The organism is Serratia entomophila (assembly GCF_021462285.1).
In the GTDB taxonomy this organism is placed as follows: Bacteria; Pseudomonadota; Gammaproteobacteria; order Enterobacterales; family Enterobacteriaceae; genus Serratia; species Serratia entomophila.
Window position 1 is genome coordinate 2,819,626 of the sequence record NZ_CP082787.1, and the last position, 13,263, is coordinate 2,832,888.

Annotated in this window: 12 protein-coding genes; 8 read left to right on the forward strand and 4 right to left on the reverse strand. The window is 54.9% G+C overall.

Annotation, left to right across the window (positions count from 1 at the left end; translation table 11 throughout):
* Window positions 1-99 precede the first annotated feature (99 nt).
* The 6 genes from KHA73_RS13765 to KHA73_RS13790 all read left to right on the forward strand — a co-directional run bounded on the left by KHA73_RS13765 (window position 100) and on the right by KHA73_RS13790 (window position 5,503).
* Window positions 100-495: an MAPEG family protein gene (locus KHA73_RS13765; RefSeq protein WP_004932387.1), complete on the forward strand. Its 396-nt coding sequence runs from the start codon at window positions 100-102 to the stop codon at window positions 493-495.
* Between the two features lie 103 nt (window positions 496-598).
* Entirely contained in the window at window positions 599-1,342 is a 744-nt protein-coding gene (cmoA, locus tag KHA73_RS13770; protein WP_234584897.1) for a carboxy-S-adenosyl-L-methionine synthase CmoA, read from the forward strand.
* Window positions 1,339-2,310 carry a tRNA 5-methoxyuridine(34)/uridine 5-oxyacetic acid(34) synthase CmoB gene (cmoB, locus tag KHA73_RS13775; RefSeq protein WP_234584898.1) on the forward strand — a complete coding sequence of 324 codons (972 nt, stop codon included), beginning with the start codon at window positions 1,339-1,341 and terminating at the stop codon, window positions 2,308-2,310. The genes cmoA and cmoB overlap by 4 nt, the downstream gene beginning before the upstream one ends.
* A gap of 199 nt (window positions 2,311-2,509) precedes the next feature.
* Window positions 2,510-2,872 carry a GtrA family protein gene (locus KHA73_RS13780; RefSeq protein ID WP_234584899.1) on the forward strand — a complete coding sequence of 121 codons (363 nt, stop codon included), beginning with the start codon at window positions 2,510-2,512 and terminating at the stop codon, window positions 2,870-2,872.
* Window positions 2,872-3,807, forward strand: a complete 936-nt coding sequence (locus KHA73_RS13785) for a glycosyltransferase family 2 protein (protein WP_234591275.1) — start codon at window positions 2,872-2,874, stop codon at window positions 3,805-3,807. Before KHA73_RS13780 ends, KHA73_RS13785 begins: the two co-directional genes overlap by 1 nt.
* Before the next feature lie 211 nt (window positions 3,808-4,018).
* Window positions 4,019-5,503 (forward strand): glucosyltransferase domain-containing protein, encoded by a 1,485-nt coding sequence (locus KHA73_RS13790; RefSeq protein WP_234584900.1) that lies wholly within the window; start codon window positions 4,019-4,021, stop codon window positions 5,501-5,503.
* A 33-nt stretch (window positions 5,504-5,536) separates the two neighbouring features.
* On the opposite strand, the gene KHA73_RS13795 is transcribed toward KHA73_RS13790, so the two are convergent.
* The 3 genes from KHA73_RS13795 to cutC form a co-directional block, all read right to left on the reverse strand.
* Complete coding sequence (locus tag KHA73_RS13795) at window positions 5,537-7,123, reverse strand: FKBP-type peptidyl-prolyl cis-trans isomerase N-terminal domain-containing protein (RefSeq protein ID WP_234584901.1); 1,587 nt, start codon at window positions 7,121-7,123, stop codon at window positions 5,537-5,539.
* Window positions 7,120-7,521 carry a hypothetical protein gene (locus tag KHA73_RS13800; protein ID WP_234584902.1) on the reverse strand — a complete coding sequence of 134 codons (402 nt, stop codon included), beginning with the start codon at window positions 7,519-7,521 and terminating at the stop codon, window positions 7,120-7,122. The genes KHA73_RS13795 and KHA73_RS13800 overlap by 4 nt, the downstream gene beginning before the upstream one ends.
* A gap of 533 nt (window positions 7,522-8,054) precedes the next feature.
* Window positions 8,055-8,813, reverse strand: coding sequence for a copper homeostasis protein CutC (cutC, locus tag KHA73_RS13805; protein ID WP_234584903.1), 759 nt, complete (start codon window positions 8,811-8,813; stop codon window positions 8,055-8,057).
* A 100-nt stretch (window positions 8,814-8,913) separates the two neighbouring features.
* Here cutC and KHA73_RS13810 point away from each other — a divergent pair, with 100 nt between their 5' ends.
* The gene (locus KHA73_RS13810) at window positions 8,914-10,065 is read left to right on the forward strand and encodes a MalY/PatB family protein (RefSeq protein ID WP_234584904.1); all 1,152 of its coding nucleotides are present in this window, start codon (window positions 8,914-8,916) and stop codon (window positions 10,063-10,065) included.
* On the opposite strand, the gene KHA73_RS13815 is transcribed toward KHA73_RS13810, so the two are convergent.
* Window positions 10,062-10,625, reverse strand: a complete 564-nt coding sequence (locus KHA73_RS13815; protein WP_234584905.1) for a VOC family protein — start codon at window positions 10,623-10,625, stop codon at window positions 10,062-10,064. The two genes, KHA73_RS13810 and KHA73_RS13815, sit on opposite strands and share 4 nt — an antisense overlap.
* A gap of 869 nt (window positions 10,626-11,494) precedes the next feature.
* On the opposite strand from KHA73_RS13815, the gene argS reads away from it, so the two are divergent.
* Window positions 11,495-13,225 (forward strand): arginine--tRNA ligase, encoded by a 1,731-nt coding sequence (gene argS, locus KHA73_RS13820; RefSeq protein WP_234584906.1) that lies wholly within the window; start codon window positions 11,495-11,497, stop codon window positions 13,223-13,225.
* The last annotated feature ends 38 nt before the right edge of the window (window positions 13,226-13,263 follow it).

Consider the following 13,263-nt stretch of genomic DNA (forward strand, 5'->3'; position numbering starts at 1 on the left):
ATTAATCTGACCAATAACATCAAATATTTCACCGCGACAGTGAATACAATGACGGCTATGATGCTGGCTGCCAGTTTTGGTTAGGGAATGGAGTGAAAGATGGTAAGCGCGCTTTATGTGGTGCTCGGCGCATTGTTGTTGATCAAACTCTCTTATGATGTAGTCAGGTTAAGGATGCAGTACCGCGTCGCCTATGGCGACGGCGGCTTTTATGAATTACAAACCGCCATTCGCGTACACGGCAACGCCGTAGAATACATTCCCATCGCCGCAGTGTTGCTGGTGATTATGGAGATGAACGGCGCAGAGATCTGGATGATCCACCTTTGCGGCCTGATGCTGATGGCCGGGCGACTGGTGCATTATTATGGCCTGCGCAACCGCGAGGTTCGCTGGCGCCGTTCAGGCATGGCGGCAACCTACATTTCTTTGTTATTGATGGTGCTGGCAAATATCTTCTATCTGCCCTGGGATCTGATTTTCAGCCTGCATTGATCCCTGATTTATCATCAGGCGGCCACGCCGCCTGCTTCCGCTCCGCTTTCCTGAGGTTATCTGTTAGAATACGCCCCTTCGAATTCTGAACTGATTTGCCGCTATGCCAAACCGCGATACCCTTTTCTCCGCCCCCATCGCCAAACTGGGCGACTGGACCTTCGACGAACGCGTCGCTGAAGTGTTCCCCGACATGATCCAGCGTTCCGTTCCCGGCTATTCCAACATCATTTCAATGATTGGCATGCTGGCCGAGCGCTTTGTACAGCCCGATAGCCGGGTGTATGACCTGGGCTGTTCGCTGGGTGCCGCGACGCTGTCGATGCGGCGGAATATCAAGGTGCCGGGTTGCCGCATCATCGCCGTCGATAACTCCCCGGCAATGGTCGAACGCTGCCGCCGCCATATCGATGCCTTCCGCGCCGATACCCCGGTCGAGGTGATCGAAGCCGATATTCTCGATATCAACATCGAAAACGCCTCTATGGTAGTGCTGAACTTTACCCTGCAATTCCTTGAGCCGGCCGATCGCCTGCGCCTGCTGGAACAGGTTTATCGCGGGCTGCGCCCAGGCGGCGCGCTGGTGCTGTCGGAGAAGTTCAGCTTTGAGGATGCCGACGTCGGTGAACTGCTGTTCAACATGCATCACGACTTCAAACGCGCCAATGGCTACAGCGAGCTCGAGATCAGCCAAAAGCGCAGCATGCTGGAAAACGTGATGCTGACCGACTCGGTCGAGGCCCATAAGGCGCGCCTGCATCAGGCCGGCTTCGAACACGCCGAGGTGTGGTTCCAGTGTTTTAACTTCGGCTCTTTGATCGCCCTGAAAGCAGGAGACGCGCAATGATCGAATTCGGTGATTTCTACCAGCGCATCGCCAAGGGCAACCTCAGCCACTGGCTGGATACCCTGCCCGCCCAGCTGAGCGCCTGGCAGCGTGAATCGCTGCACGGCAAGTTCAAGCAATGGTTCAACTCGGTGGAACACCTGCCGGCCCTGACCCCGACCCGTCTGGATCTGTTGCATGGCGTGCGCGCCGAAATGGAGCCGGGCCTGTCGCCCGGCCAGCGGGAAGGCATCGAGAAAATGCTGCGCACCATGATGCCGTGGCGCAAAGGGCCTTTCTCCCTGTACGGCATCGACATCGATACCGAATGGCACTCCGACTGGAAGTGGGACCGCGTGCTGCCGCACATTTCCCCGCTGGCCGGCCGCACCATTCTCGACGTCGGCTGCGGCAGCGGTTACCACCTGTGGCGGATGATCGGCGCTGGCGCACACCTGGCGGTCGGCATCGATCCGATGCAGCTGTTCCTGTGCCAGTTCGAGGCGGTGCGCAAACTGCTGGGCAGCGACCAACGCGCCCATTTGCTGCCGCTCGGCATTGAACAGCTGCCGGAGCTGGCGGCATTTGACACGGTATTCTCCATGGGGGTGCTGTATCACCGCCGGTCGCCGCTGGATCACCTCTATCAGCTGAAAAACCAGCTGGTTTCCGAGGGTGAGCTGGTGCTGGAAACCCTGGTGGTAGAAGGCGATGCCAATCAGGTGTTGGTGCCGGGCGATCGCTATGCGCAGATGCGCAACGTTTATTTCATTCCCTCAGCCCTGGCGCTGAAGTGCTGGCTGGAAAAATGCGGTTTCGTCGAGGTGAAAATCGCCGACATGTGCGTCACCAGCACCGAAGAACAGCGCCGCACCGACTGGATGACCAGCGAGTCGCTGGCCGAATTCCTCGATCCCAACGATCGCAGCAAGACGGTTGAAGGTTACCCCGCGCCGCTGCGCGCGGTGCTGGTGGCAAGAAAGCCTTAACGCCACATTGAACCTGGCGCGTCGCCCTGTAATCGGCACGGCGCGCCCGTTATTTCAGCGCCCTCCCTGCCGCTTTTCCCGCTATTCGCCCCCCATAGGTGATAAATAAAACACATTGCGCATTTAACGTTCTCTTGCCTTACGTGTTAAACCACGGCAGAATCTTTAACCACTTTCCCCAGCATACCCACAGAAAAACATGATCAAGCAGCTTACTCGTTATATTTCTGTCGGTATGGTCAATACTCTCATTCATTGGTTAGTGTTTGCCATTATCTGGTATGGCACGGCGAGCCCACAGGGGCTAAGCAACCTGATCGCCTTTTGTGTGGCGGTCACGTTTTCTTTTTTCGCCAACAGCCGGTTTACTTTTAGCTCACGCGCAACCCTGCATCGTTACCTCATTTATGTTGCCTTTCTGGGGGCGTTAAGCATAGTGACCGGAATGGTCGCAGACCAGCTCAATTTGCCTCCGCTATTCACTCTGGTGATGTTTTCAGCGTCGAGCTTGTTTTTAGGATTTATCTATTCCAGATATATCGTCTTCAAGGAAATTAAATGATGCGGATTTCATTAGTGGTTCCGGTTTTTAATGAAGAAGCGACCATCCCGTTATTTTATCAGGCGGTAAGGCAATTTGCCCCGTTGCAGCGCCTTGAGGTTGAAATAGTCTTTATAAATGATGGCAGCAGAGACAATACGGCCGCACTGATCGCAGCGCTGGCGCAAACTGACCCACTGGTTTCCGCCATCAACTTTACCCGCAACTTCGGCAAAGAAGCCGCGTTGTCCGCAGGGCTTGATCATGCCACCGGCGCGGCCATCATTCCCATCGACGTCGATCTGCAGGATCCGATAGAGATTATTCCTCAACTGCTCGAACGCTGGGAAAACGGCGCCGACATCGTGTTGGCCAAGAGGCGCGATCGCAGCCGTGATAGCCGATTCAAACGCACCCTGGCGGAATGGTTTTACAAACTGCACAATAAAATCAGCAAGCCAGGCATCGAACAGAACGTAGGTGACTTCCGCCTGATGTCGCGCCGGACGGTTGAGAACATCAAAAAAATGCCGGAGCGGAACCTTTTTATGAAGGGGATCCTCTCATGGGTAGGCGGGAAAACAGAGATAGTCGAATACGACCGTGCTCCACGCAGCGCCGGCAGCAGCAAATTCAACGGCTGGCGGCTGTGGAATCTCGCTCTGGAGGGGATCACCAGCTTTTCAACCGTGCCCTTGCGAATGTGGACCTACATCGGTTTGTCCGTCGCCACTCTGTCATTCCTGTACGGGGCCTACATGATCATCGATAAACTTATTTGGGACAACCCAGTAAAAGGCTACCCTTCCTTGCTGGTTTCCATTCTCTTTTTGGGCGGTGTACAGCTCATTGGCATCGGCGTACTGGGCGAGTACATTGGCAGGATCTACATCGAGACCAAGAGACGGCCGAAGTACATCATTGAAGATGACGCCCCTCCCGTTGATCGAGCATAGGGTTACGCGCCCTCCCGCCCATTTGGCCAGTATCCCAACGTCAGTTCTCCCTTTACTGGCACAAATCCTAAACGACCTGCGGCCGTTCAACAAACTCGTATATTAATCATTTAAAGTACTTATACTGGCAACGACATGCAGGCACGCAGCCTTGCCAAAAAACTGCGGTGGGAAATAAGTTAACAGGCTCTAATGGCAACAGGTTAAAGAGATGGAAAAGAAATATCAGGACTATTTGTTACTGGCCTCAATTTTTTGCTTCTTCTATGCATTCCCGATTCTGATTTCCGATAGCTATTATATTGACGACCTTGGGCGTTCGATTCGCGGCTTCGCTCACTGGACGGCCAACGGCCGCCCCGCCGCAGATGAGATCATGATATTTCTCAACGCCGGCATGCCATTGACCGATACCTCCCCTTTGCCGCAAATGCTGGCCGTGGCGGCCTTCGTGGCGATCGGCGCGCTCGCAGGCAAAGTGTTTTTCGACGGACGCCCATTAATTAGCGCCTTGGCGGCGCTATCGTTGATTTGCAGCCCTTATTTGCTGGAAAATTTATCCTATAAATTCGACGCGCTGACCATGGCCCTGAGCATTGCGTTGGCCATATGCGCCGCCATTTTTAACCTGAAGTCCCCAATAGTCGTCAACGTTGCCTTGAAATCGCTGCTGGTCGTCTTGGTATTTTCTCTTTACCAGGCATCGGTAAATATTTACATCGCTTTTTGCGTGATACTATTCGTACATCAGGTCAGGGAAAATCTGTCCGAAAAGGCATTGTTTAAGGCCTTGAGTCAATCAATATTATCTTTGCTTATCGCCTTTGTCATTTATTCCAAGCTTATCGCGAAAAGAGTGATTTCCGGCACCTACAGCATCGAACACAGCGAATCCACTTTTGATATCAGCACCATTCTCTCTCATCTCGTCAGCTACGCTCAGCTGGCGTTAACATTGTTTGAGAATAGCTATTTTCGTTATCTCTTCGCCTTTTACCTGCTGATCGCCGTCACTGCCACCTTGTTAATCGCCGTGAAGTATTTGCAAAAATCCGGGTTCGGCGCACTGTCGCTTATTATCGCCAGCCTTGTTGTACTTGCCCCACTGCTAATCATACTTACCGTTCCAGGATCGCTGATATTCCTCAAACAGCCTGTTTTTTCTCCGCGGACGCTGGTCGGCTTCGTTTCGCTGATGTTTTTCTTGCTCTTTTGCACTCACAGTCTCTTCTCGACAATACATAAAAACATCACTCCCGTTTTGATGCTTCCTTTATTTATCCTGCTGACTAGCCTGGCGTACAGCTATTCCGCGGCATTGAATAAACAATGGGAACTGGAAACCTATCTAACCCGAAGGATCAGTGAGGACCTGAACTCACTAAAATATGACGTCAAGAAAGATAAAGTGATTATGCTGGGTAAAGAGCCCTATGCCGCGGTCACGTTAAATTCAATCAATAAGTTCCCGATTCTGGCACTCTTGATCCAACGGCATCTGGTACAGCAATGGGTTTGGGGTTATGTAGCGCTTGAACATAACGTGTTTTTACAAGGCACCAAAATGCCGTCTCAAAAAGATTTTGATATCGCACGCGCGCAGCTGAGCCCGAAAGACCAAGTGTTGGACCGGGACATGTATTCGATCAGTGAGGTCGGCATTTATAAAGTAATCATGCTGAAGGAAAATAGATAGCGTTCAGGGCCGCAGCGCACGGCCCTGAACAATTTAGCTTTTCTTGACGTCGACGACCCGCAGCTCATACACCATGGTCGCGTTCGGCGGGATCTGCGGCGGGTAACCCGTTTCGCCGTAGGCCAGCGCCGGTGGAACCGCCATCGTTAAAGAACCATGGTTTTTCAAGTAACCGATGGCCTCGCGGAATAATGGCGGATAGGCTGACAGCGGCTGAGACAGCACTTTGCCGCTGCGATCCATGTCCTGAATGACGCGGCCATCGATCAGCATCTCTTTCACCACGACATCCACCTGCGCATCGTCGGCGATCGCCTCATCCCCTTCATAGTCAACCCGATACCAAAAGCCGGATGACGATTTTTTAACCCCCTTCTTCTTGCTGAATTCGGCAACAAAGGCATCCCCCTTCGTCTCCTGTTCCTTAACGGCCTTGCTTCTGGCAACGTTCACCGCTTTTTCCGATGCCGCCAATGAGTTGGCCAACAGCGTCTCATCTAACTGATAACGGCCGCTGAAGGTATCCACGATGCCCGCCAACAGCACCGTTTTGTCCGGATCTATGCCCCAGCTTTTACGCTCCGCCAACAGCGTCTGGATATCACGCCCCAGCGCCACGCCCGCGGCATAGGTCTGGCTCGCACCCTCGCTTTTCAACGTCAGGCCGTCCGGCAACAGTTTGGCCCGTGCGCGCAGACCTTTGAGCTCATCGCGCAGCTGTTGCCGCGAAAGGTCGGCGGCGGCCAGCGCTTGCTCCGCCTTGTCCGCGCGCTTATTTGCCAGCTCAATTTGCTGCGCTGATTTAGCATTCGTGTCCTGCCCCCTTGCCAGTTGCTGCCGATGCTCCTCAATCTGCCCCGCCTGAGTTTGGGTTTTCTCCTGAAGCTGCGCGAGCTGCTGTTGCAGTTCACCTATCGCCTTGGCCGACTCCGCTTTTTGCTGTTCCAACTCTGCTGCAGCGGCGGCCAATGCCCGATCGCTACTTTGCCGTTGCTGCTGATTTAGCTTTTCAGCCGCCGTCAATTTTTCCTGTAACGCCAGGCGTTGCGGCTCGAAATCGGACTGTTTTGGGGCATCTTTCTGTCGCCGCTTTAGCAGTTCAATATATTTACCGTGCTCCGCCGCCAGCTTTTTTTGCGCCGCCGCCTCTGCCTGCGCCTGGGCGATCAGCGCCTGCGCCTGCCGTTCCTTCGGCGTGAGATTTAACGCCTGCCGTATGCCGCTGGCAAACTCGCTCAAGGCGGCGAGATCGGGTTGTGGCGCCACATTCGACGCGGCAGCTGCCCGCAATGCCGTCAGTTCCTGTTGCAGGGACTGCATGGCCGTCTGCTGGCGCTGCAGTTGAGCCTCTTTTTCCTTCAGCGCTTTCCGAGTGGCCGCTAACTGCTGCTGTTGAAAAACGGCGGTCTCTTGCGAGTGGCTCATCCTGGCCGCTGGTTTTTTCAGCGGCCCCTGAGCCGCCTGCGGTTTATCTGCCGGCGTCGGCGCCGGCTCCTGTCGCTGATATTGTTCGGCGAACTGCAGCAAGGCGGGCACGCCGTCATCCGCATAAAGCGTGGCTGGCGCCGCCATCAGCGGCAGCACCAGGCCAAGAAGAGTCAGTCTGGCGCCGGAGGTCATTGGGTACGTTCCCCCCGATCGGCGAGGCCGGTCATCATGGTGGCGCTAATATCTGCGCAGATGCGGCTGGTGCGATAACGGTAAAGCGCATCCACGGTTTCCTGGGTATCCGTATTGACCTTTGGCCGTACCCCGGCATACTGGGCGGCTCCGCTCATCAACGCATCGAACTCGCGTTTGAATTTTTGGTACCTCTCGGGATCCATATTGCGCATAGCGTCAAGCTCACGTTGGCACTGCTGCATGCGTTCAGCTTCGCGTTGTTTTCTATCCTGTTCCGCCGTCTCTGTCGTGCCGACTTTATTCGCCACGGGCACGGGCTGCTTGACTCTTTGGCAACCGGTCAACGTCATGGCCAACAGAAGTGAAGCGGTTAAACAGTATGCCGATCTGGTCATTGTATTTATCTCCTTGTTAAACCCGACAAGAGCCGCCCTTTCGGCGTCCTGCAACAGATTTCCTTAGTGGTATCACGATATTTCCAGCCACAGCGTTGTTTGCTGCATAAAGGCCATGGGATATAAGGCCGGTAACTGGGCCGGTTAAAAAATAAAAACGGCTGTTTGTTATAAATCAATTAAAATATAAAAGGCATTATCCCTGATATTTAACAACACTCATTCACCATGTTTATATATAAAGATAAATGCATTTAACAAAATGATATTAAACTACTTTTAAAGAGCAAATCTATCAGCCGCTAATAACAAGGGCAAGAAAATATATACTGTTATCTATTGATGGTAATCCGAGCGCAGAGTCGCCGTCGCCTATTTCATCAATATCTCACGGCAGGTATTCAGTCTTTTCTGATGAAAAAAAGCCCCGGCAAGACGCCGGGGCCTGGTACTCGCGCGAACGCCGAAAATTCAGCGACGCGCTAAGGGTCTTTCGGCCCGGAAATCGCTTGGCGAACAGGGTTGGTTGCGCGTTATGCGCTTTGCGCCAGAGGATCAACCAAGGCCAGCGCGTTTTTCATCGCCTCCACCATTTCGCCATCCACGCAATAATGGCTAAATTCATCAAACTCGTTGTCGGAGCACATAGTGACGCCCGCTTTGCGATAGCGCATCGTCGAAGGCACCGTATGGCCGGAAGAGCTGTGCAATTCCTGAATGCCGATATCGACAAACTTGTGCAGGTTGCTCAGACGCACGCCGGCGCCCGCCATGATCACCGGCCCCTGGCTGGCATGCAGCAGATCGCGCAGCAGCGGCAACCCCAACTCGGCGTTCTGCTGCTGCCCCGAAGTGAGGATGCGCGCGACGCCGAGCTGCGTCAGCTGCTCAAGAGCCACCATCGGGTTCTGGCACATATCGAACGCCCGGTGGAAAGTCACCGCCATGTTGCCGCTCAGCCGCATCACTTCGCGCATGCGCGGCAGATCGATATGGCCTTCTTCATCCAGCATGCCGACCACTATGCCGGGGAATCCCATATCGCGGATCTGGGCGATGTCTTGTTTGATCACCTCAAAATCTACCGCGCTATAGCAAAAATCCCCCCCGCGCGGACGAACGATAGGGTGTACCGGGATAGCCACCCGATCGCGCGCCAAACGCAGCGTGCCGTTACTTGGCGTCAAGCCGCCTTCACTCTGGCTGGCGCACAGTTCGATGCGGTCGGCCCCTGCCCGCTCAGCCGTCAGCGCGCAGTCGACGCTAAAGCAGCAAACTTCCAGTTTAATCATTGTCACCCCCAGATAACGGTCAACATGCGGCAGCAATTGTTAATTTTCCAATTTCTCACGTAGGCTCATGCATAGGTATACACCGCTCAGGGTTCTAACTATGGCATTCAATTTTGATCAATGGGTAGACCGTAGTCACAGTGACAGCGTTAAGTGGGATAAATATCGCGGTCGCGACATTATCCCGCTGTGGGTCGCCGACAGCGACTTCCAATCACCGCCGGCGGTAATAGAGGCGTTACGGCAACGCGTGGCGCATGGCGTGTTCGGCTACAGCCATCCATCCCATGATCTTGTTAAGGTTTTTACCCGCCGCATGGTAGAGTGCTATGGCTGGCACATCAAGCCCGAATGGATCATTTTTCTGCCCGGGCTGGTTTGCGGCCTGAATCTCTGCGTGCGCGCCTTTAGCGCAGAAGGAGAAGCCACGCTGGCGCCCACGCCAATCTACCCGCCGTTTCGTAAGGCGGCCAGGTTCGCCGGGCGCAGGCAGTTGCCAGTGCCGTTGGCGTTGGTCGGCCAACGCTGGCTGCTGGATTTGCCGGCGGTGAGCCAACGGCTTGAGGGCGACGAAAAGCTGCTGCTGCTGTGCAACCCGCAAAACCCGGGAGGCACGGCTTACCGGCGCGAAGAATTGCTGCAACATCACGATTTTGCCCGCCGCCATGATTGGGTCGTCTGTTCGGACGAAATCCACTGCGACCTGCTGCTCGAGCCGGGCGCGCAGCATATCCCCTTCGCCACGCTGAATGCTGATGCCGCCCAGCGCAGCATCACGCTGATGTCTCCCTCGAAAACGTTCAATCTTGCCGGGCTGGGCGCTTCGATGGCGATTATTCCCAACGACGCGCTGCGCAAAAAATTGCAGCGCGCACGCTCTGGCATAGTGCCAGAGGTCGATCTGCTGGCGCTGGTCGCCGCGCAGGCGGCCTACCAGCATGGGCAGGCCTGGCTGGACGCACAGCTGATCTATCTGCGCGCCAATCGCGATCTGGTTTTCAACCGCATTAACGCCATGCCCGGCCTGCGCCTGCATCCTGTCGAAGCAAGCTATCTGGCGTGGATCGACTGCAGCGAACTCCCGGTAGATAACCCGCACGCCTTCTTCGAGCAAGCCGGGGTAGGCTTAAGCGCCGGGCTGGACTTTGGCGACCGCCGCTTTGTGCGCCTGAATTTTGGCTGCCGCCGGGCGTTGCTCGAAGAAGCGCTGAGCCGCATGGCGCAAGCCTGCGCCGCGTTGTCGTCACGTTAGGGCCGTTCGCTGGCGACGATTTCCCTGATGGAATAAGGATGAAATTTGATAGTCACGCTGCCGTCGGTAATGGCCAGGGTCGGATTGGGCAACCGCTCGCCCTCGCCCTGCGGGGAGCTCTGTTTCAGTTTGATCCCCGGCGCCAGTAGCGCTTCATCGGCCAGATGGCTCAACGCGCGCGCATACAGCGTGGCGGGATCGCCGCTGAGCACCAGCTCCACATGTTCCCAACCTTCGTGCGGATAGCGCTTTTCTCCCGGATAAGGCAATTCAACGCAATCAATTTGCCACGGCCCGAGCTGTAGCGGCTGTTGCAAATCGAAAAGGCAGATCGGGCGGCCATTGATGACTGATTCAGACAGCAGCGAAGCGCACTGCATCAAACCGTGGCGCCAACGATCGGCGGTGGCGTTCTGATGGCAGCGCACCGAGATGTGATCGGCGCTGAATTGCGCCAAATCGAGCCGCAATTTCGCAGCGAATTGATTCAGCGCCTGTTCGAAACGCGGCAGATCGAGAGCCAAATCGTTAAGATCGGCGATAGCCTGTAAGGTCGTCATGAAATCCTCGAAACAACAAAATGCTCATTCAAACGCCGTAATTTACACTGAGGCGGCACAACTCGCCATGATTGCCTGCGACTGGCGATGAACGCCGATTTTCTCACCGCACGATCCTCGCACTCTCCTGCCTTAACGACCAAGGTAGACGGAAAAAATAAAACAGATGAATTTATTAATTCATTAAGTTTACGGTTTAATTAAACCACAGACTTTTCTTATATGAGTATAGCTTTTACTTATAGTAGGAAAAGTTAAGCAATTTCAAACCATCAGAGGCCGGCACCCGGCCAAACACCGCTTGATACGGCGATGGTTTCAGTATATTTTCCACCGACATCGAAACTATTTCAAACAGCAATAGCGGTAAATGACAAAAATAAAAATGAGCATTATCTTAAATGCCGCCCAATGCATTGCTTCACAATGGCAATTAAGCTACTTTGGGGTAAATTTGAATTCGAGATATTTATCATGCTGCTTCTGATTATTGCTCTGGTGCTGATTGCGCTTGCCGGATATGCTATTTACCGCCATTTTAAGTCACGACGCAACAACAGGTTGGATATCCGACGAAATCGAAAACATTAGTCATTCATTCCATTTCTGTTCCATTCAGTTAACCCCGCTATTCCGCACGGCTTCCTCTGAAAACGGCCTTCACCCGATCCGGGTTTGAATACCCTAAACTCCCCGCGTCGCCCCTTTCCGCGCATGAACATCGCCAACTGCTGACGCGCCACCTCAGATCGGTTACAATTACAGGCTGTTTTGTGGTGGGCCGCCGCCTCTGCGCGCGGCCCGACAACCACCTTTGAATCCCGCAGGGGCATGACACTCGTCCCCTCGTTCGTCATTAAGGTAACCCGGTGAATATTCAGGTTCTTCTTTCAGATAAAGTCAGCCAGGCGCTGATTGCCGCAGGCGCGCCAGCCGATTGCGAAGCGCAGGTACGTCAGTCAGCCAAAGCGCAGTTTGGTGATTACCAGGCCAACGGCGTAATGTCGGTCGCCAAGAAGCTCGGCATGCCGCCGCGCCAGCTGGCTGAAAAAGTGGTTCAGCTGCTGGAACTCGGCGAGATCGCCAGCAAAGTGGAAATCGCCGGCCCCGGCTTTATCAACATCTTCCTGAATAGCGACTGGGTCGCCCGCCAGGCCGATCTGGTGCTGAACGCCCCCAAGCTGGGCATTGCGCCAGTTGAACCGCAAACCATCGTTATCGATTATTCTGCGCCGAACGTGGCGAAAGAAATGCACGTCGGCCACCTGCGCTCCACGATTATCGGCGACGCCGCCGCGCGTACGCAGGAGTTTCTTGGCCATAAGGTGATCCGCGCCAACCACGTGGGCGATTGGGGCACTCAGTTCGGTATGCTTATCGCTTATCTGGAAAAGATGCAGAACGAAAACGCCAGCGATATGGGCCTGTCGGACCTGGAGCAGTTCTACCGCGAAGCCAAGAAACATTACGACGAAGACGCAGAGTTCGCCGAACGCGCCCGCGCCTACGTCGTGAAGCTGCAGGGCGGCGATCAATACTGCCTGAATATGTGGCGCAAGCTGGTCGACATCACCATGGCGCAAAATCAGCTGACCTATAACCGCCTGAACGTTACCCTGACCGAAGACGACGTGATGGGCGAAAGCCTGTATAACGCGATGCTGCCCGGCATCGTCGCCGATCTGAAAGCCAAAGGGCTGGCGGTGGAAAGCGAAGGCGCCACCGTAGTGTTCCTCGACGAATACCAGAATAAAGACGGCGAACCTATGGGCGTCATCATCCAGAAAAAGGATGGCGGCTACCTGTACACCACCACCGACATCGCCTGCGCCAAATACCGTTACGAAACGCTGGGCGCCAACCGCGTGCTGTACTACATCGACTCGCGTCAGCACCAGCACCTGATGCAGGCCTGGACCATCGTGCGCAAGGCCGGCTATGTGCCGGATTCCGTATCACTGGAACACCACATGTTCGGCATGATGCTGGGCAAAGACGGCAAACCGTTCAAAACCCGTTCCGGCGGCACGGTGAAACTCTCCGATCTGCTGGATGAAGCCATCGAACGCGCCGGGCAGCTGATTGCCGGCAAAAACCCGGACATGCCGGCGGAAGAAATGCAGCAGGTAGCGCGCGTGGTAGGCATCGGCGCGGTGAAATACGCCGACCTGTCGAAAAGCCGCACCACCGATTACGTCTTCGACTGGGATAACATGCTGGCCTTCGAGGGCAACACCGCGCCTTACATGCAGTACGCTTATACCCGCGTCGCCTCGGTGTTCAAACGCGCCGGGATCGATGAAAGCAGCCTGACGCTGCCGCTGGTGATGACCGAAGAGCGCGAAGTCGCCCTGGCCACCCGTCTGCTGCAGTTTGAAGAGATCCTCACTGCCGTCGCACGTGAAGGCACGCCGCACGTCATGTGCAGCTATCTGTACGATCTGGCTGGGCTGTTCTCCGGCTTCTATGAGCACTGCCAGATCCTGAATGCCGACAGCGAAGAAGCACGTCAAAGCCGCCTGAAACTGGCGCTGCTGACGTCGAAAACCCTGAAAACCGGCCTGGATACCCTGGGTATCGAAACCGTCGAGCGCATGTAACGCCAGCCTGCGCTGAACAACAAAAAAGGCCGCTTATG